The organism is Salmonella sp. SSDFZ54, from assembly GCF_004010735.1.
GTDB lineage: Bacteria > Pseudomonadota > Gammaproteobacteria > Enterobacterales > Enterobacteriaceae > Salmonella > Salmonella enterica.
In genome coordinates this window covers 2006932-2029775 of sequence record NZ_CP034819.1, presented here as the reverse complement: position 1 = coordinate 2029775, position 22844 = coordinate 2006932, and the positions used below count along the sequence as shown (strand labels likewise).

Sequence of the window (22844 nt, the reverse complement as noted above, 5' to 3'; positions counted from 1 at the left end):
AACCTCCCGCCAGAATGATGCCTTTCATTCGTTTCTCCTCCAGGAGTAAGAACCTGCCGTTTAGCGTTTCAGACCTAAGCGTTCGCCCTGATAACTGCCATCCTGTACGGGTTTCCACCAGGCCTCATTGGCGAGATACCACTGAACGGTTTTTCGCATCCCACTTTCGAAGGTTTCCTGCGGCGTCCAGCCCAGCTCGCGGGCGATTTTCGACGCGTCGATGGCATAGCGTAAGTCATGGCCGGGTCGATCGTCGACGAAGGTAATCAGATCGTGATAATTCGCTACACCCTGCGGTTTTTGCGGGGCCAGTTCCTCCAACAGAGCGCAGATCGTCCTGACCACATCCAGATTTTTACGTTCGTTATGACCGCCGATATTATACATTTCGCCCACAGCGCCGTTCGTCACCACGTGATACAACGCACGGGCATGATCTTCCACATACAGCCAGTCGCGAATTTGCTGACCGTTGCCATAGACCGGCAATGGTTTACCCGCCAGCGCATTCAGAATCATCAGTGGGATCAGTTTTTCCGGGAAATGGTAGGGCCCGTAGTTATTAGAGCAGTTGGTGACAAGCGTAGGCAGACCGTAGGTACGTAACCAGGCGCGTACCAGATGGTCGCTGCTGGCTTTGGAGGCGGAATAAGGGCTGCTTGGCGCATATGGCGTGGTTTCGGTGAAGAAATCGTCTGCAGTATGCAGATCGCCATACACTTCATCGGTGGAGATATGGTGGAAGCGGAACGCCGCTTTAGCGTCCGCGTCAAGCGCGGACCAGTAAGCGCGGGCGGCTTCCAGCAAGGTGTAAGTACCAACGATATTCGTTTCAATAAACGCCGCCGGGCCGTCGATGGAACGGTCTACATGGCTTTCCGCCGCCAGGTGCATCACGCTATCGGGCTGATACTGCTGGAAAACTCGATCCAGTGATGCCCGATCGCAGATATCCACCTTCTCAAAGGCGAAACGGTCGCTTTGCGCCACCGACGCCAGAGACATCAGGTTGCCCGCATAGGTGAGTTTATCCACCACCACCACCGCGTCTGCCGTTTCATGGATGATATGCCGCACCACCGCAGATCCGATAAAGCCTGCGCCGCCGGTCACCAGAATGCGTTTCATCAGCGCCAGACTCCTTTGGTATCAACCACATAACATTGATGAACCGCATCGCCGGGAATCGCTTTAAATTCGTCGTGATCGACCAGCATCACCAGCACATCGGCGGCGGCCAGCGCCGCGTCCAGTTTCGCCAGCGTGCAAAGTCCGTCCAATTTTTTCGGCAACTGACGGATATTCGGTTCGACGACCAGGGTTTCGCCGCTGTGCCAGCGGGCGATACTTTGCGCGATCCCCATCGCCGGGCTTTCGCGCAGATCGTCGATATTCGGCTTAAAGGCCAGCCCAAAACAGGCGATTTTCACTTCGCTGGCGCGTTTATCGGTGGCCGCCAGGCAATCTGCGACCGCGGCTTTTACCTGATCGACCACCCAGTGCGGTTTGCCGTCGTTCACTTCACGCGCGGTGCGAATCAGTCTCGCCTGCTGCGGATTTTGCGCCACAATAAACCACGGATCGACCGCAATGCAGTGCCCGCCAACGCCTGGGCCCGGCTGCAAAATATTGACGCGCGGATGGCGGTTCGCCAGGCGGATCAATTCCCAGACGTTAATCCCTTGTTCGGCGCAAATCAGCGACAATTCATTCGCAAAGGCGATATTCACATCACGGAAGCTATTTTCCGTCAGCTTGCACATCTCTGCGGTGCGCGAGTTGGTGACAACGCATTCACCCTCAAGGAAAATTTTGTACAGCGCGCTGGCGCGAGCCGAACATACTGGCGTCATACCGCCAATCACGCGGTCATTTTTAATGAGTTCCACCATCACCTGACCCGGCAGCACACGCTCCGGACAATAGGCGATATTCACGTCGGCCTGCTCGCCCGCCTGCTGGGGAAAGGTCAGATCCGGGCGCATCCCGGCCAGCCAGCCGGCCATTTGCTCCGTTGCGCCGACCGGCGATGTTGATTCCAGAATCACCAGTGCCCCTTTTTTTAATACCGGCGCAATGGATTTCGCCGCGGCTTCCACATAGGCCATATCAGGGTCGTGATCGCCTTTGAATGGCGTCGGCACGGCAATCAGGTACGCATCGGCCTCGACAGGTGTCGTCGTCGCACGCAGAAAGCCGCCTTCCACCGCCATCTTCACCACATTGCCCAACGCCGGCTCCACGATGTGAATTTCACCGCGATTTATGGTGTCTACCGCATGTTGGTTGATATCCACGCCGATAACCTGCTTCTGGCGGGAAGCAAAAGCGGCCGCAGTCGGTAATCCGATATACCCCAGCCCAATAACAGAAATGGTCGTAAAACTCATAACGATACCCGATAACTTTTTAACGCCTGTAAAATGCGCGCGCATGATTGCCCGTCACCATAAGGATTATGGGCGCGGCTCATGGTTTGATATTCATTTTCGTCGTGCAGCAGACGCATAACTTCCGCCACAATGCGCCGGGAGTCCGTGCCGATCAGTCTTACCGTACCAGCGGTAATGGCTTCCGGACGCTCTGTGGTTTCACGCATGACCAATACCGGCTTACCTAATGACGGCGCTTCTTCCTGAATACCGCCGGAATCGGTCAGAATGAGCCAGGCGTGATTCATCAGCCAGACAAAAGGTAAGTAGTCCTGCGGCTCAATCAGTACCACGTTTTCAACATGGCCGAGGATACGGTTGACAGGTTCGCTGACGTTGGGATTGAGATGCACCGGATAGACAATTTGCACATTCTGGTTCGCGGCGGCGATTTCCGCCAGCGCCTGGCAGATATGCTCAAAGCCCTGACCAAAGCTTTCACGCCGATGACCGGTCACCAAAATCATCTTCTTATTCGCGTTGAGGAAAGGATACTGCTCGGCCAGTTCAGCCTGTAATGTATCGCTCGTCAGAACGCGATCGCGTACCCAGATCAGCGCGTCGATAACGGTATTGCCAGTGACAAAAATGCGCTCATCCGGAATGTTCTCCCGCAACAGATTCTGCCGCGAGTTTTCCGTCGGCGCAAAGTGGTACATCGCCAGATGTCCGGTCAGCGTGCGGTTTGCCTCTTCCGGCCAGGGGGAATAGAGATCGCCGGTTCGCAACCCGGCTTCTACGTGCCCTACCGGAATTCGTTGATAGAAAGCCGCCAGGCTGGTAGCAATCGTAGTGGTGGTATCTCCATGAACCAGCACCACATCAGGTTTAAAATCTGCCAGGATCGGCTTTAATCCCTCCAGAATTCGGCAGGTAATTTCCGTCAACCCCTGTCCCGGCTGCATAATGTTGAGATCGTAATCAGGCACAATAGAAAAAAGAGTTAATACCTGATCAAGCATCTCCCGATGCTGCGCAGTAACGCATACTTTAGCCTCGAAATGAGGATCTTTTTCCAGCGCATGGACCAGAGGCGCCATCTTAATGGCCTCCGGTCGTGTACCAAATACAGTCAGTACTTTCACATCGATTCTCTTCGAATAGACAGTAGGGGCCCAGCCCCCTACTGCAGAGGTGTTGCTAAATCGTGCGGCGACGGGTTAAGGCAACGCCCGCACCGATTAGCGCCCCAACGATACCCCACATAATCATCAGGAAGGCTCGGCGTGGGCTATCACGTTTTACCGGTTCTTCCGGCGTACGCAAATAACGATAGGTCTGAAAACGAGGGTCCAGGGTCGGCCCCACATTAAGCGTATTCAACATTGCCCGATTTTGAAAGTAGTCCAAATCGAATGCAGGGCCAACCGCTTGCAGATTTTCAAGACGCGCCTGCAACATAGGGCGACCGAGTAAAAAAAGCTCTGAGTCCGGTAATTCATCTGCCGGGACATCCGTCGCGCTACGAGAAATATTATGTTGTTCCGCAATTTTGAGCGCCTGCTCAATACTGTTTACACGACGCGAATAGATCGCTTTCGCAACCTCCTCCTGCCGTTTGACCTGGGCTTTCATCTGCACGGTACGCGCAGCCCAGGCACCTTTTAATTCATCATTCAGATGGCTCGCCGCCCGCTGGCTGGCGAATGCGACATACTGACGCAGCAGATTATTGGCGTCCGGCGCAGTTTCAGCAATCAGCTTCACATTGTCGTTGATGGCGCGTGTAAAATCGCCGGGCGTAAACTGTATGTTATTGATCAGTTCATCAAGCATCGCCGCATCAGCTTTGCTATTCCCGACCATTCGCTGCTTGTAATAGTCCGTCTGTAACCAGAAATCGCGACGCGTATCCCAGGAGGCAAGTTGCATGATGAACTCTTTATACGCTTCATCCATCACCGAGGGTTTATCGGAAGAAGCAGGATCGGTCTTAATATCCAGGTTGCGCAGAAACTGCTGCTGGGAGTAATAACCGCCCAACATATTTACGGTTGGGCGATCGGTGATCGCCGTCGCACTCCACTCCTGACGAGCAAAAAAGGTATAGGCTAACGCGATAAGGGCAAATAGCAGGCCAATGCCGATAATCCAGAATTTGCCAGCCCATAAAGTACGAAACAACCCGCGAATATCCAGTTCATTTTCAGCGCTCACCGCGCGTGCCCCCGGTAATGGTTGTGTCATCGTATCCTCATTTACTTGGTTAAGTTTGGCCGGTTCTCACGTTGCCTGCGCAGGCGACGCTTCACACGCTTAATAAATCTCGCCACCTTCCAGGCCCGCTTAATGCAGTAGCCATAGAGGAAGAATGCTAGCAAAAAGAGCACCAACATAACCCATTCAGGAACAAAATGAGAGTATTCTGCCGTTACGCCTACTCCCGCCAGAATCGCCGCTGCGAGCGTAATAAGAACAAATGCCTGGCGGGAAGTAAACCCTGCTCGCATAACCAAATGATGAATATGTTGGCGATCAGGGGAAAAGGGGCTCATCCCTTTACGCAGACGGCGATACATAATCGCCACCATATCCATCAATGGAATAGCGATAATCCATAGCGCGGTAACCGGGCTGATAGAGTGAGTTTTCCCCTGCGTCGTTTCCAGTAAAAGCCAGATGACGGTAAAGCCAATCAGTGTACTACCGGCATCGCCCATAAAGACTTTATAACGCCGCCCCAAAATACCGAGATTAAGCATAATGTAAGGCAGAATCGCGGCGATCATGGCAAAGCACCACATTGCCAGACTAGTCTGACCATCAAACCATAAAATCAGCCCCATCGCCGCAAATGAGACGCTGGATAACCCACCCAGCAGGCCGTCAATACCGTCCACCATATTGAAAGCGTTGATCGCCGCCCATACCGCAAACAGGGTAAGGAAATAGCCAAAGGGGCCAAGCACTAACTCCCAAGGCCCAAAGATGTAACCAAGGCTACCTAAGTGAAGTTTTGCGATAACCATCATTACAACCGCAATAACAGCCTGAACCACAGCACGAATTTTTACACTGATATCAAAACGGTCATCCATCGCACCAACAAAAACCAATACACCAGCGCAAATAAGATATAGCGATAAGTGCGGTATGTAGTAATCCGAGAGGCCAAACATAAAGCAGATTCCTGCAAACACAGAAATCCCGCCGACTAATGGGATAACACCCTGATGTCGTTTACGAAAGTTTGGTTTATCCACTAAACCAATTTTTATGGCTACTTTTCGCGCAAGAAAAATAAAAATGGTCGTGAATAAAAAAATACTGATTAGCTCAGATAAAGCGGTGAGTAACTTCACAGTGTATGTGCTCTCAGCATATATCATTTCCTTAAAGTATAATGCGTTACGCCAGCTCCTAGAAGAGACCTGTTAGAACATTACACTTTTTACCGCAAACAATGTGTATTGTGCATGGTGTTACTCTGTAGCGCATATCCCGATGACCAGTTTATATGACATGACGCTAAGATGAATCGCAAAACAAAAACGCCACGTAAAAACGTGGCGTTTTCAGGTAAAGACCAGGTTATGAGCGCTTCATCATCTCGAAAAAGTCGTCATTAGTTTTGGTCATCGCCAGTTTGTTAATGAGGAATTCCATCGCGTCAATTTCACCCATCGGATGGATGATTTTACGCAGGATCCACATTTTCTGCAGCTCTTCCTGAGTGGTGAGCAGCTCTTCTTTACGGGTACCGGAACGGTTGTAGTCGATAGCCGGGAAGACACGTTTTTCAGCGATCTTACGCGAGAGGTGCAGCTCCATGTTACCGGTGCCTTTAAACTCTTCGTAGATAACTTCGTCCATCTTGGAACCGGTATCGATTAGCGCCGTCGCGATGATAGTCAGGCTACCGCCCTCTTCCACGTTACGCGCCGCGCCGAAGAAACGCTTCGGACGATGCAGGGCGTTAGCGTCCACACCACCGGTCAATACTTTACCGGAAGCCGGCACCACGGTGTTGTAGGCACGCGCCAGACGGGTGATGGAGTCGAGCAGGATGATAACGTCTTTCTTGTGTTCAACCAGACGTTTCGCCTTCTCGATAACCATTTCGGCAACCTGAACGTGGCGGGATGCAGGTTCGTCAAAAGTAGACGCAACCACTTCGCCTTTCACCAGACGCTGCATCTCGGTTACTTCTTCCGGACGTTCGTCAATCAGCAGCACCATCAGCACGCAGTCTGGGTGGTTATACGCGATGCTCTGCGCGATGTTCTGCAGCAGCATGGTTTTACCCGCCTTCGGCGGCGCGACAATCAGACCGCGCTGGCCGCGACCGATCGGCGAAGCCAGATCCAGAACGCGCGCCGTCAAGTCTTCGGTAGAACCGTTACCACGCTCCATACGCAGACGAGAGTTTGCGTGCAGCGGGGTTAAGTTCTCAAAGAGGATTTTGTTACGGGCGTTTTCCGGTTTGTCGTAGTTAACTTCGTTAACTTTCAACAGCGCAAAATAGCGTTCACCTTCTTTCGGCGGGCGAATCTTACCAGAAATGGTATCACCAGTGCGGAGGTTGAAACGGCGGATTTGGCTGGGGGAAACGTAGATATCATCAGGACCGGCGAGGTAGGAGCTGTCTGCAGAACGGAGGAAACCAAATCCATCCTGCAATATCTCCAGCACACCGTCGCCAAAGATATCTTCGCCACTCTTTGCGTGCTGCTTCAGGATGGCAAAAATAATGTCCTGCTTGCGCATACGGGCCAGATTTTCCAGCCCCATACTTTCGCCGAGAGTGATCAGCTCAGAAACCGGCGTATTCTTTAATTCGGTAAGATTCATAATGGTGTGAGTTCTTAAACTTGGGGTAAATCTCGAACTTAATGTTGTGAATGGTATGGCAGGGTCATCCATGCCTGTTTACGGCTATCAACTCATGTCTGTTCGCTGTCTGGTCACAGGAAAGTACGCAGAACTGAAACGACAAGACGGAATGAGCGAAGAGCCAGGAATCTTTCCACTTCTCGTGCGAGAAAAAACGGGAAGTGACGGATAAAACCAGATTCAAACTTAATAAGGTATGTTTAATTCGAAGTCAATACTAACTTAGCACGACTCAGACCGGGCGTCCAGAGATCCTGACAATTTAAGAATAACGTAAGGACAACAGACGCCACGAAACTGCCTGATACCTTAATCATTCGTCGAATGACAGACGCCTGACTATACAGCGCCTTTGTCATTCGACGTATAAAAGGTATTACGCCAGATTGGCGTCGAGAAACTCTTTCAACTGACCTTTAGACAGTGCGCCTACTTTGGTTGCCGCCACTTCGCCGTTTTTAAACAGCAGCAGAGTCGGAATACCGCGGATGCCATATTTAGGCGCAGTACCTGGGTTCTGGTCAATGTTCAGTTTGGCAACGGTCAATTTGCCCTGATATTCGTCAGCGATTTCATCCAGAATCGGAGCGATCATTTTACACGGCCCGCACCACTCTGCCCAGAAATCAACGAGGATAGCCCCGTCCGCTTTGAGTACATCCGTGTCAAAACTGTCGTCAGTCAGGTGAATAATTTTATCGCTCATATATAACTCCACAGGAATAAGCCTGGCGTGTTGGTGTAGCATTAACCAACGAGGTGCTGATGTTAACTTCGCCAACAAAGGTTGACTTTATTTCACCGGATACGCTTTCGTAAAGCAATAGTAAGCTGATATTCTACCACACTATGAGCAAAACACATTTAACAGAACAGAAGTTTTCCGACTTCGCCCTGCACCCACAGGTGGTTGAAGCCCTTGAAAAAAAAGGGTTTTATAATTGTACGCCCATTCAGGCACTGGCCCTTCCGCTAACGCTGGCGGGTCGTGACGTTGCAGGGCAGGCGCAAACCGGTACCGGGAAAACGATGGCGTTTCTGACGTCAACGTTTCATTATTTACTTTCTCATCCCGCGATCGACGATCGCAAGGTGAACCAGCCGCGCGCGCTGATCATGGCGCCGACGCGTGAATTAGCCGTACAAATTCACGCAGACGCGGAGCCGTTGGCGCAAGCGACAGGCTTAAAATTAGGCCTGGCTTACGGCGGCGATGGTTACGACAAGCAGCTTAAAGTGCTGGAAAGCGGCGTTGATATTCTTATTGGTACGACGGGCCGACTGATCGACTACGCCAAACAAAACCACATTAACCTCGGCGCCATTCAGGTCGTCGTACTCGATGAAGCCGATCGCATGTACGATTTGGGCTTTATTAAAGATATCCGCTGGCTGTTCCGTCGTATGCCGCCGGCTGCGCAGCGTCTGAACATGTTGTTCTCCGCCACCCTGTCTTATCGGGTTCGCGAGCTGGCGTTTGAACAGATGAACAACGCCGAATATGTTGAAGTGGAACCGGAGCAAAAGACCGGCCACCGCATTAAAGAAGAGCTTTTCTACCCCTCTAATGAAGAGAAAATGCGTTTACTGCAAACGCTGATCGAAGAAGAGTGGCCGGATCGCGCCATTATTTTCGCCAACACCAAGCATCGTTGCGAAGATATCTGGGGACATCTGGCGGCAGATGGCCATCGTGTTGGTCTGCTGACCGGCGACGTCGCGCAGAAAAAGCGCCTGCGGATTCTGGATGAGTTCACCCGCGGCGATCTGGATATTCTTGTGGCGACCGATGTCGCGGCGCGCGGGTTGCATATCCCCGCCGTAACGCACGTCTTTAACTACGATCTGCCAGACGATTGTGAAGACTATGTTCACCGTATCGGTCGTACCGGTCGCGCTGGCGCCAGCGGGCATTCCATCAGCCTGGCTTGCGAAGAGTATGCGCTGAATCTGCCCGCCATTGAGAGCTATATCGGCCACTCGATTCCGGTCAGCAAATACAATCCGGAAGCGCTCATGAACGATCTGCCCAAGCCGTTGCGTCTGACGCGTTCGCGTCCTGGCAATGGTCCGCGCCGCGCTGGCGCTCCGCGTAATCGTCGTCGTTCAGGTTAAGAAAAGTTATGCCATACACAAAATCATTTAGCCTGTATCAAGGCGGCAAGAAAACAAATCCCGATGAGCTTAGGAAGAGTACGCAGCCAACACGGATACAGGTTGAAGGATGAAGTGTATGAATTCCACCTCGTTGTATGCCGCCATTGATCTCGGTTCCAATAGTTTTCATATGCTGGTCGTGCGCGAGGCGGCGGGAAGCATCCAGACGCTGACCCGAATAAAACGCAAGGTGCGTCTGGCCGCGGGTCTGAACAACGACAACCACCTTTCAGCCGAAGCGATGGAACGCGGCTGGCAATGCCTGCGTCTGTTTGCTGAACGTTTGCAGGATATCCCGCAGCCACAAATCCGCGTGGTTGCCACCGCAACATTGCGTCTCGCTGTCAATGCGGGTGAATTTATCGCGAAAGCGCAGACTATCCTTGGTTGTCCGGTGCAGGTTATCAGCGGCGAAGAAGAGGCGCGGCTGATTTATCAGGGGGTCGCTCATACCACCGGCGGCGCAGATCAGCGACTGGTGGTGGATATCGGCGGCGCCAGCACTGAACTGGTTACCGGCACTGGCGCGCAAACCACGTCGCTGTTTAGCCTGTCGATGGGCTGCGTAACGTGGCTTGAACGCTATTTTAGCGATCGTAATCTGGCGCAAGAAAATTTTGATGACGCGGAGAAAGCCGCGCGCGATGTGCTGCGTCCGGTCGCCGATGAACTGCGTTTTCATGGCTGGAAGGTCTGCGTGGGTGCCTCCGGCACCGTACAGGCATTGCAGGAAATCATGATGGCGCAGGGGATGGACGAGCGCATTACGCTCGCCAAACTGCAGCAGCTAAAACAACGCGCGATACAGTGCGGGCGTCTGGAAGAGCTGGAAATCGAAGGCCTGACGCTGGAGCGCGCGCTGGTTTTCCCAAGCGGGCTGGCTATTCTGATCGCAATATTTACCGAGCTGAACATCCAGAGCATGACGCTGGCAGGCGGCGCGTTACGCGAAGGGCTGGTGTATGGGATGTTGCATCTGGCGGTAGATCAGGATATCCGCAGCCGCACGCTGCGAAACATTCAGCGTCGGTTTATCGTCGATACCGATCAGGCGAATCGCGTGGCGAAGCTGGCAGACAACTTCCTCAAACAGGTAGAAAATGCCTGGCATATTGAGCCTATCAGTCGTGAACTGTTGCTTAGCGCTTGCCAGTTGCATGAGATCGGTCTGAGCGTTGATTTTAAACAGGCGCCCTATCATGCCGCCTATTTAGTACGCCATTTGGATCTGCCTGGCTATACGCCCGCGCAGAAAAAATTGCTCGCCACCCTCTTACTGAATCAGACCAATCCGGTCGATCTCTCTTCGCTTCATCAGCAAAACGCGGTACCGCCCCGTGTTGCGGAACAGCTATGCCGTTTGCTGCGACTGGCGATTCTCTTTGCCGGTCGCCGTCGTGACGATCTGGTACCAGAAATTACGCTACAGGCGCTAAATGAAAATCTGACGTTAACCTTGCCTGGCGACTGGCTGGCGCATCACCCGCTGGGTAAAGAGTTGATTGATCAGGAAAGCCAGTGGCAAAGCTATGTACACTGGCCGCTGGACGTTCGCTAACCGTAGTCTGATTGCCGGATGACGCTTCGCTTATCCGGCCTACGATTTCGCTCGCTTTGCCGCCATCATGGCTTTCAGATTAGCCAGGTGACTTTGCCCTTTTTGCATTCGCTCCTCAGCGCTTACCACTTTGCGCTCCTGCTCCCAGATTAAATCATCCTGCGGTAGTTCTAACAGGAAGCGGCTGGGTTCCGGGCGCACCAGTTCCCCATACTGACGGCGCTCTTTACATAATGTAAAGGTGAGCTCTTTCTGCGCGCGAGTGATCCCGACATAGGCCAGCCGACGCTCTTCCTCAATATTATCTTCGTCAATGCTGCTTTGATGCGGCAAAAATCCTTCTTCCATTCCCACCATATAGACATACGGGAATTCCAGTCCTTTCGACGCATGAAGCGTCATCAACTGTACCTGATCCAGCTCTTCTTCGCTCTCGCCACGCTCCATCATATCGCGCAGCGTAAAGCGTGTAACCACCTGGGTGAGCGTCATCGGCTCATCGAGTTCGTTGCCTTCCAGCATCTCAGTCATCCAGCTAAAGAGCTGGTTAACGTTTTTCATACGCATTTCCGCCGCTTTGGGGCTCGGCGAGGTTTCGTACAACCAGGATTCATAGTCAATACCGTGGATGAGATCGCGCACGGCGGCGACAGGCTCGCGTTCGGCCAGACGCTGTATTTCCCCCAGCCAGTGGGTAAAACGCGTCAATGAATCGTAACCACGTCCGGTCAGCTTTTGGCTAAGTCCCATATCAAAGCTGGCGGTAAACAGGCTTTTATTACGCGTCATTGCCCATTCACCCAGCTTTTGCAGCGTGGCCGGACCGATTTCGCGTTTTGGCGTATTCACGATGCGCAGGAAAGCGCTGTCATCATCCGGGTTGGTCAACACCCGCAGATAGGCCAGCAAGTCTTTAATCTCCGGACGGGAGAAAAATGAGGTGCCGCCGGAAATTTTGTACGGAATGCGGTTCTGCATGAGGAATTTTTCAAATACCCGCGACTGATGATTCCCGCGATACAGAATGGCGTAATCCTTGTACTGGGTCTTGTTCACAAAGTGATGGGCAATCAGTTCGCCGGTAACGCGCTCAGCCTCATGCTCTTCATTGTTTGCGCTTAACACTTTGAGTTCCGCGCCGTAACCGAGCTCGGAAAAGAGGCGCTTTTCAAAGACGTGCGGATTATTGGCGATGAGAATATTCGCCGCTTTCAGGATGCGGCCCGAAGAACGATAGTTTTGCTCCAGCTTAATCACCTGCAGCGCAGGAAAATCCTGGCTCAGTAACACCAGGTTTTGCGGACGCGCCCCGCGCCAGGAGTAGATAGACTGATCGTCATCGCCTACGACCGTAAAGCGCGCGCGTTGCCCAACCAGCAGCTTAACCAACTCATACTGGCTGGTGTTAGTATCCTGATATTCATCCACCAGTAGATAACGAATTTTATTCTGCCAGCGCTCGCGCACCTCGTCATTGCGTTGCAGCAGCAGCGTCGGCAGCAAAATCAAATCATCAAAATCGAGAACGTTGCATGCCTTCATATGGGCGTCGTAAAGCCCGTAGCAGTGGGCAAAAATACGATCGCGTTCACCTTTCGCCCCCGCCGCTGCCTGTGCAGGCGTTTTGAGATCGTTTTTCCAGTTGGAGATCGTGGAGATCAGCTGTTGCAACAGAACCTTGTCGTCTTCGATCAGGCCTTCGGTCAGCTCTTTGAGCAAGGCGACCTGGTCGGTATCGTCAAACAATGAAAAGTTCGATTTCATCCCCAGCGCAGCGTACTCGCGCTTAATAATATCCAGCCCTAGCGTATGAAAGGTGGAGATCATCAAACCGCGCGCTTCCTTACGGCCGAGCGTCTGCCCGACGCGTTCTTTCATCTCACGCGCTGCCTTGTTGGTAAACGTCACCGCCGCAATATGCCGGGCCTGATAGCCGCATCCGCGGATCAGGTGGGCGATTTTATTGGTAATTACGCGAGTTTTACCAGAACCCGCTCCTGCCAGCACCAGGCAGGGTCCGGTGACGAATTCGACAGCATGTTGTTGGCCGGGATTTAAACGCATGGGAATAGTGCTCAATCTTCGAACGGGGGAGGGATTGTAGCAGAAAGCGAGGCCCAGAGAAGACCAGGCTGCTTTTTCAGGCAGCCTGGAAAAGGTCAATCAGCAGGCTCTGGCGGCAAGCGGCGTATAGCCATTACGCTGTGCGCTCTTGATCCAACTGTAAGAACCCATTAGCGCGATCGCCGTCAGCAGAACATACTCAAGCGACATCGCATAAACGCCCTGTACTGCATAGATCACGACGCTAATTACATCAATAATCACCCACAGCAGCCAGTTTTCCACGTACTTGCGGGTCATCAGCACCATCGCCGCAATCGACAACACCAGCATGGTGGAATCCCAGAACGGGAACGCGTCCGGCTGGAGTTCAGGCATCGCCACCTGCATACCTACCGTTTGCAGCAGAGCGAGCATAACGCGGGTCAACATAGCGAAAACCGGATCGATAAACCACGTCATCAGCAGAATGGCGATAATACATATGCCCCCCAACCTCCATGTTTGTTGACGAGAAAGCCAGCGTACTTTCAGAGCGGCTTCCCGGGCGTCATTCTGCCGGCTCCATGCGTACCAGCCGTAAATATTCGCCGCAAAGAAAAACACCTGAAGTAGCAAGCTGGCATACAGTTGAATCTGAAAAAAGATGGCGGCAAACAGAGTGACGTTAATCAAACCAAACAGGTAATTAACGATTTTTTCCCGGCTGGCGCACCAGATGCACAATAAGCCAAAGACGGTGCCGATAGCCTCAATCCACGACAGCGCATACCCACCCTCGCCGAGAGGAATGTTGACCATTACATTGTTAATGCTGAAAAAGTCCATCATTGCTCTCCTTGCAAACTATCGAAATAAATGGCCTGAAGCGCCAGAGAAATTTGGCGCTCTTCACCTTGCTGGCACAAGGTTTCCTGCTGAACATAATGGTTAATGCTGCTCTCCAGACAACCACTATGCGCGACGACCACGTTTAGCAACGACGCGGTACGCAGCCCTCGTAACGCCCCCACCACCATCAGCGCGGCGGTTTCCATATCCGCGCCGAGAACTCCCCTGGCCGACCATTCGGCATCCAGTTCAGCTTCACGATCGGTATAAAAACTGTCATGGCTGCGCACCAGCCCGCAAACGGCAGAGATGTTCATCTGTTTCGCCTGCTGTATCAGCGTGGCGGTAAGATACGGGTCCGCACAGGCCGGATAACTGGCGGGCGCATAGGTTTTGCTGGCGCCGTCGTCAGCCACCGCGCCGTGGGCGATGATCACATCGCCCAACGCCAGCGAGTCCTGCAACGCACCGCAACTACCGATACGGATTAGCGTGTTGACGCCAACCTGGCGTAACTCCTCAATGGCGATAGCGGTTGACGGTCCGCCGATTCCCGTGGAGAGCACGACTATTTCAACCCCCTGGTACCAACCGCGCGCCGCGCGAAACTCCCGGTTTTGCCCCAGAATCTCAGCCTTATCAAGAAAACGGGCGATTCTATCCACCCGCCCGGGATCGCCGGGCAAAAGCGCATATTTCGCGCGGGTCATGCTTGTGTTAAGCCGAATATGGGGTTGCATCTCCCGTCTCCTTATTGTTCTGAGAGGTTCAGATTTCCGCCTCCTGTTTGAGTTTTTCAGGAGCCAGTAAAATGATCCGCTCACCGTCGGTATCGATAATGTTCAGCGATTTCAGATCGTGCAGTATCCGGTTGATACTGCGCGTCGTCGCCGCAAATTCCTGACCAAGATTCTGCTTATCAAGCAAAATAGTGGTTGATTCATATTGTTGATAACGCAGCCATAATGCCTGGCATACGCGCTGATGCAGCGAGTACAAATTGTCGCTACTGGCCTTTTTCGACAACTGGTAATACTGTTGGCTGAAAAACCGCAGCATTCGCTGGTTAAAGTGGTTATCCAGCGTCAGCCAGCGGCAAAAATGCGCTTGCGGCAGGCTGAGTAGCTGTACATTGCCGACGGCTACGACAGAACAGATGTAATGCCGCGACTCAAATATCTCTAGCTCGCCCAGCATATCTCCTTTGCCATAACGCGCCTGCCGGTAACGGCGTCCATCTTCAGCTTCGTAAAAAACATCCACTTCGCCGGCCACAATGAGTGAAAATTGCTGGCATATTTCCCCCTGGCGGCAGATAAGCGCGCCACGGGAAATGTCGTCAAATCGCCAGCACTGCATGATTTCCAACGGGCAGTATTTAAGTAATTCATAGAGCACTGGGTCGCGTACGACCTGGCGTAACCCTAAAAGCCAGTCGTCTGGAAATTCTGCGTTTTTCATTATGTTCATGGTATCTCGCCCCTTGTCAGAAAGGACAGGACCGCCGTCCCGCACATCCGAAATACGCCTGCTAAAAATGCCGCTTATCTCCCGGTTCATTAAATCAGGCGGGACATCTGTCCTGTAATGGCGAAGAGTATATGTCTGACGGCCTAAGGAGTGATAAAGTGACGGCCAATCTTTGCGACGTGAGAACACAATAATGGCAAAAATGGCAGCAGCACTGCATATCCTTGTAAAAGAAGAGAAACTGGCATTGGATCTTCTGGAGCAAATTAAAAACGGCGGCGATTTTGAGAAGCTGGCGAAGAAGCATTCTATCTGCCCATCCGGTAAAAAAGGCGGTCATTTAGGCGAATTTCGTCAGGGCCAGATGGTTCCGGCATTCGATAAAGTAGTCTTTTCCTGCCCGGTACTGGAGCCAACCGGCCCATTGCACACCCAGTTCGGTTATCACATCATTAAGGTATTGTATCGCAAATAAAAAGCCGGGTGGCGGCTACGCCTTACCCGGCCTACATCGTCTGCTTGATTTTGTAGGTCGGGTAAGCGCTAGCGCCACCCGACACTGCCTACATTAACCCGCTACCGCAATGCGTTTCATATCCGTCATATAGCCGCGCAGTTTCTTACCTACCTGCTCAATCGCATGGCTACGAATCGCGTCGTTCACGTCGCGAAGCTGTGCGTTGTCTACCGCGCCTTCCGGGATAGCACTACCCAGATCGCCCGGTTGCAATTCCGCCATAAACGGTTTCAGCAGCGGTACGCAAGCGTAAGAGAACAGGTAGTTACCGTATTCTGCGGTATCAGAGATAACCACGTTCATTTCATACAGACGCTTACGGGCGATGGTGTTGGCGATCAGCGGCAGCTCGTGCAGTGATTCGTAGTAAGCGGATTCTTCGATGATGCCGGAATCGACCATGGTTTCGAACGCCAGCTCAACGCCCGCTTTCACCATCGCAATCATCAGCACGCCTTTATCGAAGTACTCCTGCTCGCCGATTTTACCTTCAAACTGCGGCGCGGTTTCGAACGCGGTTTTGCCGGTCTCTTCACGCCAGGTCAGCAGTTTCTTATCGTCGTTAGCCCAGTCAGCCATCATGCCGGAAGAGAATTCGCCGGAGATGATGTCATCCATGTGTTTCTGGAACAGCGGTGCCATGATCTCTTTCAATTGCTCGGACAGCGCGTAAGCACGCAGTTTCGCCGGGTTAGACAGACGGTCCATCATCAGAGTGATGCCGCCCTGCTTCAGCGCTTCGGTGATGGTTTCCCAGCCGAACTGAATCAGTTTTTCCGCGTATGCCGGGTCGGTGCCTTCTGCCACCAGCTTGTCGAAGCACAGCAGAGAACCGGCCTGCAACATACCGCACAGGATGGTCTGCTCGCCCATCAGGTCAGATTTCACTTCTGCAACGAAAGAAGATTCCAGTACGCCCGCACGGTGACCACCGGTGGCCGCCGCCCAGGCTTTAGCAATCGCCATGCCTTCGCCTTTCGGGTCGTTTTCCGGGTGAACGGCGATCAGCGTCGGCACGCCGAAACCACGTTTGTACTCTTCGCGCACTTCGGTGCCCGGACACTTCGGCGCTACCATCACCACGGTGATGTCTTTACGGATCTGCTCGCCCACTTCCACGATGTTGAAGCCGTGGGAGTAGCCCAGCGCCGCACCGTCTTTCATCAACGGCTGTACAGAACGTACCACGTCGGAGTGCTGTTTGTCCGGCGTCAGGTTAACCACCAGGTCCGCCTGCGGGATCAGCTCTTCGTAGGTGCCTACTTTGAAGCCGTTTTCGGTCGCTTTACGCCAGGAGGCACGCTTCTCAGCAATGGCTTCTTTACGCAGGGCATAGGAAATATCCAGACCGGAGTCACGCATGTTCAGGCCCTGGTTCAGCCCCTGAGCGCCACAGCCGACGATGACCACTTTTTTACCCTGCAGGTAGCTCGCGCCGTCGGCGAATTCGTCGCGGCCCATAAAGCGGCATTTACCCAGCTGCGCCAGCTGCTGGCGCAGATTCAGTGTATTAAAGTAGTTAGCCATGATGGTGTACTCCGTGATGTTGTGTTGTCGCGCTTATTGTTCGGTTTACAGATTGCTATCTGTGCGAATGAACCCACATTACAACAGGAAATTTATTGCGGAAATTGATATATTCACAACGTTATGTTGCGGTTTATGCAACGTCAAAAACCGGAGGTCTGTCTGTGGATTTACGCGATCTAAAAACCTTCCTGCATCTGGCGGAAAGCCGCCACTTTGGCCGCAGCGCGCGAGCGATGCACGTCAGCCCCTCCACGCTTTCCCGGCAGATTCAGCGGCTGGAAGAAGATCTCGGCCAGCCGCTGTTTGTGCGCGATAACCGCACGGTCACGCTGACCGAAGCGGGTGAAGAGCTGCGAGTGTTTGCCCAACAGACGCTTTTGCAATATCAGCAGTTGCGCCATACCCTCGATCAGCAGGGGCCGTCCCTTTCCGGCGAACTCCATATCTTCTGTTCAGTGACCGCGGCATACAGTCATCTGCCGCCGATCCTCGACCGTTTTCGCGCCGAACACCCTTCTGTTGAAATCAAATTGACGACCGGAGATGCTGCCGATGCGATGGAAAAGGTGGTAACGGGAGAAGCGGACCTGGCAATCGCCGGCAAACCAGAAACGCTGCCCGGCGCGGTGGCGTTTTCGATGCTGGAAAATCTGGCGGTGGTGCTGATCGCCCCGGCGCTGCCCTGCCCGGTGCGCAATCAGGTGTCGGTCGATAAGCCCGACTGGTCGACGGTGCCGTTTATCATGGCCGATCAGGGGCCGGTACGCCGCCGCATTGAGCTGTGGTTCCGTCGCCACAAAATCAGTAACCCGTCAATTTACGCGACAGTGGGCGGCCATGAAGCAATGGTATCGATGGTGGCGCTGGGCTGCGGCGTGGCGCTGCTGCCGGAAGTGGTGCTGGAAAACAGCCCGGAGCCGGTGCGCAATCGGGTGATGATTTTAGAGCGCAGCGACGAAAAAACGCCGTTTGAACTGGGCGTCTGCGCGCAAAAAAAGCGGCTGCATGAGCCGCTAATTGATGCGTTCTGGAAGATTTTACCGAATTAGTTTACGGCCCTACCATTACCCGAACAGGCTTCCCAATACGGCTAAGCATATTCACCAAAGCATCAATGGTGAATTTGCTGCATTTCTTGTTGACGACATCCGAAACGCGCGGTCGGGATATATGCAAAACTTTAGCAACCTCGGCTTGCTTCATCTGGTTTCGCGTAATCCAGAGGGTAATTTCTTCCATGAGCTGTTCTTTAATGGCTAACGTGTTTTCGATTTCACTCAGGGAATCAGCGTAAAACTTTTCTGCGTCCTGCTTATCAAACCCCAAATCAGCAAAAACATTACCGCCAGATGGCGTCACATGGCGAATATCACTATCAGTTTTGGCAATCACAAGCTGTTTCTCCGTTGTTGCACCACCCGGTTATAACGCGTTCTGGCGATGTTTTTATCGTGCTGACTGGTTTGTTGCGTCTGTTTTTGGAAACTATGCAAAACGTAGAGTGCTTCTTCAAACTTAGCGACATACATAGCGCGATAGATACCATTGTTGTCACGAATCCGAATTTCATTTACCCCAGCCCCAATTTCTGAAAACGGTTTCCAGTCATCGGGTTCAATTCCATATTGAATTTTATGAGGCTGATAACCGACTGCTTTACGTACCGTTATGGGAAAAACCAGGAGATCCTCCAGAGAAGATCCCACCCATCGAATTTCTTTTTCATTGGAGAAAGCTCGGGTGAGTAACATAACACCCTTGTGTATAAAATTTTATACATTGTTTTTAGCAGGTGCAAGTGATAGCGGTGCTAACGATATGGTGAGCCGAGTTTCACCACAAGCAGATTGGGCGCCTTCTGGAAAACGTCTCGCAAAATTAAATGAGTGGATGCTCCGGGCTGGCAGAAAAGCCCAATAACTGAGGGAAGATAATATCTTGATATCAGGCCCACTTTACTTTGTGGGCCCGAAAAACTAAACGCTGAATTAACCCGCCAGAAAGAACCGAAACGCCGGGTTATTGCTCTCATCATGGCATTCATAGCCCAGCTCATGCAGCCGGGTTTCGAAATCCGGCTCATGATCGCCTAACTCGAACGCCGCCAGCACGCGGCCATAATCGGTACCGTGGCTGCGGTAATGGAATAGCGAAATATTCCAGTGCGTGCCAAGCGTATGCAGGAATTTGAGCAACGCGCCGGGCGACTCCGGAAATTCGAAACTATACAAACGCTCCTGTAATGGCTTGGAGGGGCGTCCGCCGACCATATAGCGCACATGCAGCTTCGCCATTTCATCGTCGGAGAGATCCACTACGCTATAACCGCCGTCGCACAGTTGGGTGATAATCTCTTTTCGCTCCTCCAGCCCCTGACTGACGCGTACGCCGACAAAAATACAGGCATTTTTCGCGTCGGCAAAACGGTAGTTAAATTCGGTGACCATACGCCCACCAAGCAACTGGCAGAATTTGAGGAAGCTCCCCTTTTCTTCCGGAATGGTCACCGCCAGTAACGCTTCGCGCTGTTCCCCCAGCTCGCAGCGTTCAGACACATAGCGCAAGCCGTGGAAGTTGACGTTGGCGCCGGAAAGGACGTGCGCCAGGCGTTCGCCGCGAATATTGTGCTGGGCGATATATTTTTTCATCCCCGCCAGCGCCAGCGCGCCGGACGGCTCCGCCACCGCACGCACATCTTCAAACAGATCTTTCATCGCCGCGCAGATAGCGTCGCTATCGACTGTAATAATGTCGTCGAGATATTCCTGGCACAGGCGGAAGGTTTCGTCGCCGATGCGTTTTACCGCCACGCCTTCAGCAAATAACCCAACGCGCGGGAGATCCACTGGATGACCGGCTTCCAACGCCGCTTTCAGGCAGGCGGAATCCTCCGCTTCGACGGCAATCACTTTGATTTGCGGCATCAATTGTTTGATCAGTACCGCTACGCCCGCCGCCAGGCCGCCGCCGCCAACCGGCACAAAGACACGATCGAGATGCGAATCCTGCTGAAGCAGTTCCAGCGCCAGCGTGCCCTGCCCGGCGATCACCATTGGGTGATCAAACGGCGGCACCCAGGTAAAACCCTGCTGCTGCGCCAGCTCAATAGCTTTCGCTTTCGCTTCATCAAAATTAGCGCCGTGCAACAGCACTTCGCCGCCAAAACCGCGTACCGCATCGACTTTAATATCCGCCGTTGCTTTTGGCATGACGATCAGCGACTTCACGCCAAGCCGCGCGGAGGAAAACGCCACGCCCTGTGCATGGTTCCCCGCCGACGCGGTAATCACGCCGTGGGCTTTTTGTTCTTCGGTCAATCCGGCCATCATCGCGTAAGCGCCGCGCAGCTTAAAGCTATGTACCGGCTGCCGGTCTTCGCGTTTGACGAGAACAACGTTATCCAGACGTGACGAGAGCTTTTCCATTTTTTGCAGCGGCGTCACCTGCGCCGCTTCGTATACTGGCGCGCGTAGCACCGCGCGCAGATACTCCGCCCCTTCCGGCGCGACTGACAGAGGTTGAGATTCCGCCATCATCAACCTCCCAGTTTCGATTTATCGCGCACCGCGCCTTTATCGGCGCTGGTCGCCAGGCTGGCGTAGGCACGCAGGGCAAACGAAACCTGACGCTGACGATTTTTCGGCGTCCAGGCTTTATCGCCGCGAGCTTCCTGCGCCTCGCGGCGTGCGGCGATTTCAGCCTCGCTCAACTGCAACTGAATGCTGCGGTTCGGGATATCAATCGCAATGGTGTCGCCATCTTCAATCAGTGCAATAGTGCCGCCGCTGGCCGCTTCCGGCGAAACGTGGCCAATAGAGAGACCGGAAGTCCCGCCGGAAAAACGCCCATCGGTGATGAGCGCGCAGGCTTTGCCCAGCCCCATCGACTTCAGGAAACTGGTCGGGTAGAGCATCTCCTGCATTCCCGGCCCGCCTTTCGGCCCTTCGTAGCGGATCACGACTACATCGCCTTCCACTACTTTGCCGCCAAGAATCGCCTCTACCGCGTCGTCCTGGCTTTCATACACTTTCGCCGGGCCGGTGAATTTAAGGATGCTGTCATCCACGCCCGCGGTTTTAACGATGCAGCCGTTTTCGGCGAAGTTGCCATATAGCACCGCCAGACCGCCGTCTTTGCTATAGGCATATTCCAGCGAGCGGATGCAACCCGCTGCGCGGTCGTCATCCAGCGAATCCCAGCGACAATCCTGCGAGAACGCCTGAGTAGTACGGATACCGGCAGGGCCAGCACGGAACATTTTTTTAACCGCTTCGTCCTGCGTAACCGTGATGTCGTACTGTTCCAGCGTTTGCGGCAGCGTCAGGCCTAATACGTTTTTCACGTTGCGGTTCAGCAGCCCGGCGCGATCCAGCTCGCCTAAAATACCCAGCACACCGCCGGCACGGTGAACGTCTTCCATATGGTATTTCTGGGTACTTGGCGCCACTTTACACAACTGCGGCACCTTGCGGGACAGCTTGTCGATATCACTCATGGTGAAGTCGATTTCCGCTTCCTGCGCCGCCGCCAGTAGATGCAGAACGGTATTGGTCGAACCGCCCATCGCAATATCCAGCGTCATGGCGTTTTCAAACGCGGCTTTGCTGGCGATGTTACGCGGCAGTGCACTTTCGTCATCCTGCTCGTAATAGCGTTTAGTCAGTTCAACAATCCGCTTACCGGCATTGAGGAACAACTGCTTCCGGTCAGCGTGGGTTGCCAGCAGTGAGCCGTTGCCCGGCTGCGACAGGCCCAGCGCTTCGGTCAGGCAGTTCATGGAATTAGCGGTAAACATGCCGGAGCAGGAGCCGCAGGTTGGACAGGCGGAGCGTTCAACCTGGTTACTTTGATCGTCAGAGACTTTCGGGTCCGCGCCCTGAATCATGGCATCAACCAGATCGAGCTTGATGATCTGATCGGACAGTTTGGTTTTCCCGGCTTCCATCGGTCCGCCGGAGACAAAGATCACCGGAATATTCAGGCGCAGCGAGGCCATGAGCATCCCTGGGGTGATTTTGTCGCAGTTGGAGATACACACCATCGCGTCAGCGCAGTGAGCGTTCACCATGTACTCAACAGAGTCGGCGATCAGCTCGCGAGACGGCAGTGAATAGAGCATACCCCCGTGCCCCATGGCGATCCCGTCATCCACGGCAATAGTGTTGAACTCTTTCGCCACCCCGCCGGAAGCTTCAATCTGTTCGGCGACCAGCTTACCGAGATCGCGCAGATGAACGTGACCCGGCACAAACTGAGTGAATGAGTTCACCACGGCGATAATCGGTTTGCCAAAATCACTGTCGGTCATTCCGGTGGCGCGCCACAGCGCGCGGGCACCCGCCATATTACGACCATGGGTGGTGGTGGCGGAACGGTACTTAGGCATGCTTTATTTACTCCCCATCTTTTCCCTTCATACTTCACGCCACAGGTGCGTTGGCTGCCTCACTCA

At 53.3% G+C, this 22844-nt stretch carries 21 protein-coding genes; 4 read left to right on the top strand and 17 right to left on the bottom strand.

Features of this window, described 5'->3' with window-relative positions:
- Nucleotides 1-60: 60 nt before the first annotated feature.
- The 8 genes from rffG to trxA form a co-directional block, all read right to left on the bottom strand.
- Nucleotides 61-1128, bottom strand: coding sequence for a dTDP-glucose 4,6-dehydratase (rffG, locus tag EOS97_RS10125; protein ID WP_000822138.1), 1068 nt, complete (start codon nucleotides 1126-1128; stop codon nucleotides 61-63).
- On the bottom strand, nucleotides 1128-2390 hold the full coding sequence (wecC, locus tag EOS97_RS10120; protein ID WP_000011235.1) for a UDP-N-acetyl-D-mannosamine dehydrogenase: 1263 nt from the start codon (nucleotides 2388-2390) through the stop codon (nucleotides 1128-1130). The genes rffG and wecC overlap by 1 nt, the downstream gene beginning before the upstream one ends.
- Nucleotides 2387-3517: a non-hydrolyzing UDP-N-acetylglucosamine 2-epimerase gene (wecB, locus tag EOS97_RS10115; RefSeq protein ID WP_000866685.1), complete on the bottom strand. Its 1131-nt coding sequence runs from the start codon at nucleotides 3515-3517 to the stop codon at nucleotides 2387-2389. Before wecB ends, wecC begins: the two co-directional genes overlap by 4 nt.
- 55 nt (nucleotides 3518-3572) lie before the next feature.
- Nucleotides 3573-4619, bottom strand: coding sequence for an ECA polysaccharide chain length modulation protein (wzzE, locus tag EOS97_RS10110; protein WP_000193413.1), 1047 nt, complete (start codon nucleotides 4617-4619; stop codon nucleotides 3573-3575).
- Between the two features lie 11 nt (nucleotides 4620-4630).
- Nucleotides 4631-5734, bottom strand: a complete 1104-nt coding sequence (gene wecA, locus EOS97_RS10105; protein ID WP_000771937.1) for a UDP-N-acetylglucosamine--undecaprenyl-phosphate N-acetylglucosaminephosphotransferase — start codon at nucleotides 5732-5734, stop codon at nucleotides 4631-4633.
- Between the two features lie 229 nt (nucleotides 5735-5963).
- On the bottom strand, nucleotides 5964-7223 hold the full coding sequence (gene rho / locus EOS97_RS10100) for a transcription termination factor Rho (protein WP_001054532.1): 1260 nt from the start codon (nucleotides 7221-7223) through the stop codon (nucleotides 5964-5966).
- Between the two features lie 87 nt (nucleotides 7224-7310).
- Nucleotides 7311-7394 (bottom strand): rho operon leader peptide, encoded by an 84-nt coding sequence (locus EOS97_RS27190; protein ID WP_134820045.1) that lies wholly within the window; start codon nucleotides 7392-7394, stop codon nucleotides 7311-7313.
- A 247-nt stretch (nucleotides 7395-7641) separates the two neighbouring features.
- Complete coding sequence (trxA, locus tag EOS97_RS10090) at nucleotides 7642-7971, bottom strand: thioredoxin TrxA (RefSeq protein WP_001280776.1); 330 nt, start codon at nucleotides 7969-7971, stop codon at nucleotides 7642-7644.
- Between the two features lie 143 nt (nucleotides 7972-8114).
- Between trxA and rhlB the strand changes: the two genes are divergently transcribed.
- Both rhlB and gppA read left to right on the top strand, forming a co-directional pair.
- A complete protein-coding gene (gene rhlB / locus EOS97_RS10085) occupies nucleotides 8115-9380 on the top strand; it encodes an ATP-dependent RNA helicase RhlB (RefSeq protein ID WP_000047525.1) in 1266 nt (421 codons plus the stop codon).
- A gap of 118 nt (nucleotides 9381-9498) precedes the next feature.
- Nucleotides 9499-10980, top strand: a complete 1482-nt coding sequence (gppA, locus tag EOS97_RS10080) for a guanosine-5'-triphosphate,3'-diphosphate diphosphatase (RefSeq protein ID WP_001089447.1) — start codon at nucleotides 9499-9501, stop codon at nucleotides 10978-10980.
- Nucleotides 10981-11019: 39 nt separating this feature from the next.
- Here the strand turns inward: gppA and rep are convergent, their stop codons facing one another.
- The 4 genes from rep to EOS97_RS10060 form a co-directional block, all read right to left on the bottom strand.
- A complete protein-coding gene (rep, locus tag EOS97_RS10075; RefSeq protein WP_001238842.1) occupies nucleotides 11020-13044 on the bottom strand; it encodes a DNA helicase Rep in 2025 nt (674 codons plus the stop codon).
- A 99-nt stretch (nucleotides 13045-13143) separates the two neighbouring features.
- Nucleotides 13144-13872 carry a nicotinamide riboside transporter PnuC gene (pnuC, locus tag EOS97_RS10070; protein WP_001747468.1) on the bottom strand — a complete coding sequence of 243 codons (729 nt, stop codon included), beginning with the start codon at nucleotides 13870-13872 and terminating at the stop codon, nucleotides 13144-13146.
- The gene (locus EOS97_RS10065; protein ID WP_001182428.1) at nucleotides 13872-14615 is read right to left on the bottom strand and encodes a nucleoside phosphorylase; all 744 of its coding nucleotides are present in this window, start codon (nucleotides 14613-14615) and stop codon (nucleotides 13872-13874) included. Before EOS97_RS10065 ends, pnuC begins: the two co-directional genes overlap by 1 nt.
- Before the next feature lie 28 nt (nucleotides 14616-14643).
- The gene (locus tag EOS97_RS10060) at nucleotides 14644-15345 is read right to left on the bottom strand and encodes a Crp/Fnr family transcriptional regulator (protein WP_001024340.1); all 702 of its coding nucleotides are present in this window, start codon (nucleotides 15343-15345) and stop codon (nucleotides 14644-14646) included.
- 193 nt (nucleotides 15346-15538) lie between these two features.
- On the opposite strand from EOS97_RS10060, the gene ppiC reads away from it, so the two are divergent.
- Nucleotides 15539-15820, top strand: coding sequence for a peptidylprolyl isomerase PpiC (gene ppiC, locus EOS97_RS10055; RefSeq protein WP_001096806.1), 282 nt, complete (start codon nucleotides 15539-15541; stop codon nucleotides 15818-15820).
- Nucleotides 15821-15913: 93 nt separating this feature from the next.
- On the opposite strand, the gene ilvC is transcribed toward ppiC, so the two are convergent.
- On the bottom strand, nucleotides 15914-17389 hold the full coding sequence (gene ilvC / locus EOS97_RS10050; RefSeq protein ID WP_000024943.1) for a ketol-acid reductoisomerase: 1476 nt from the start codon (nucleotides 17387-17389) through the stop codon (nucleotides 15914-15916).
- A 164-nt stretch (nucleotides 17390-17553) separates the two neighbouring features.
- Between ilvC and ilvY the strand changes: the two genes are divergently transcribed.
- The gene (gene ilvY / locus EOS97_RS10045; RefSeq protein WP_001804655.1) at nucleotides 17554-18441 is read left to right on the top strand and encodes an HTH-type transcriptional activator IlvY; all 888 of its coding nucleotides are present in this window, start codon (nucleotides 17554-17556) and stop codon (nucleotides 18439-18441) included.
- A 1-nt stretch (nucleotide 18442) separates the two neighbouring features.
- On the opposite strand, the gene EOS97_RS10040 is transcribed toward ilvY, so the two are convergent.
- The 4 genes from EOS97_RS10040 to ilvD form a co-directional block, all read right to left on the bottom strand.
- Nucleotides 18443-18784, bottom strand: a complete 342-nt coding sequence (locus EOS97_RS10040; protein ID WP_000560821.1) for a helix-turn-helix domain-containing protein — start codon at nucleotides 18782-18784, stop codon at nucleotides 18443-18445.
- Nucleotides 18781-19098: a type II toxin-antitoxin system RelE/ParE family toxin gene (locus EOS97_RS10035; RefSeq protein ID WP_162491925.1), complete on the bottom strand. Its 318-nt coding sequence runs from the start codon at nucleotides 19096-19098 to the stop codon at nucleotides 18781-18783. Before EOS97_RS10035 ends, EOS97_RS10040 begins: the two co-directional genes overlap by 4 nt.
- 282 nt (nucleotides 19099-19380) lie before the next feature.
- Nucleotides 19381-20925: a threonine ammonia-lyase, biosynthetic gene (gene ilvA / locus EOS97_RS10030; RefSeq protein WP_001535023.1), complete on the bottom strand. Its 1545-nt coding sequence runs from the start codon at nucleotides 20923-20925 to the stop codon at nucleotides 19381-19383.
- A gap of 2 nt (nucleotides 20926-20927) precedes the next feature.
- Complete coding sequence (gene ilvD / locus EOS97_RS10025; protein WP_001127442.1) at nucleotides 20928-22778, bottom strand: dihydroxy-acid dehydratase; 1851 nt, start codon at nucleotides 22776-22778, stop codon at nucleotides 20928-20930.
- Nucleotides 22779-22844 lie beyond the last annotated feature (66 nt).

What these genes read in the sequence shown, in the direction of transcription:
- rffG (WP_000822138.1), bottom strand. Translation starts at nt 1,128, where the DNA reads ATGAAACGCATTCTGGTGACCGGCGGCGCAGGCTTTATCGGATCTGCG.
- wecC (WP_000011235.1), bottom strand. Translation starts at nt 2,390, where the DNA reads ATGAGTTTTACGACCATTTCTGTTATTGGGCTGGGGTATATCGGATTA.
- wzzE (WP_000193413.1), bottom strand. Translation starts at nt 4,619, where the DNA reads ATGACACAACCATTACCGGGGGCACGCGCGGTGAGCGCTGAAAATGAA.
- rho (WP_001054532.1), bottom strand. Translation starts at nt 7,223, where the DNA reads ATGAATCTTACCGAATTAAAGAATACGCCGGTTTCTGAGCTGATCACT.
- trxA (WP_001280776.1), bottom strand. Translation starts at nt 7,971, where the DNA reads ATGAGCGATAAAATTATTCACCTGACTGACGACAGTTTTGACACGGAT.
- rhlB (WP_000047525.1), top strand. Translation starts at nt 8,115, where the DNA reads ATGAGCAAAACACATTTAACAGAACAGAAGTTTTCCGACTTCGCCCTG.
- gppA (WP_001089447.1), top strand. Translation starts at nt 9,499, where the DNA reads ATGAATTCCACCTCGTTGTATGCCGCCATTGATCTCGGTTCCAATAGT.
- rep (WP_001238842.1), bottom strand. Translation starts at nt 13,044, where the DNA reads ATGCGTTTAAATCCCGGCCAACAACATGCTGTCGAATTCGTCACCGGA.
- pnuC (WP_001747468.1), bottom strand. Translation starts at nt 13,872, where the DNA reads ATGGACTTTTTCAGCATTAACAATGTAATGGTCAACATTCCTCTCGGC.
- EOS97_RS10065 (WP_001182428.1), bottom strand. Translation starts at nt 14,615, where the DNA reads ATGCAACCCCATATTCGGCTTAACACAAGCATGACCCGCGCGAAATAT.
- EOS97_RS10060 (WP_001024340.1), bottom strand. Translation starts at nt 15,345, where the DNA reads ATGAACATAATGAAAAACGCAGAATTTCCAGACGACTGGCTTTTAGGG.
- ppiC (WP_001096806.1), top strand. Translation starts at nt 15,539, where the DNA reads ATGGCAAAAATGGCAGCAGCACTGCATATCCTTGTAAAAGAAGAGAAA.
- ilvC (WP_000024943.1), bottom strand. Translation starts at nt 17,389, where the DNA reads ATGGCTAACTACTTTAATACACTGAATCTGCGCCAGCAGCTGGCGCAG.
- ilvA (WP_001535023.1), bottom strand. Translation starts at nt 20,925, where the DNA reads ATGGCGGAATCTCAACCTCTGTCAGTCGCGCCGGAAGGGGCGGAGTAT.
- ilvD (WP_001127442.1), bottom strand. Translation starts at nt 22,778, where the DNA reads ATGCCTAAGTACCGTTCCGCCACCACCACCCATGGTCGTAATATGGCG.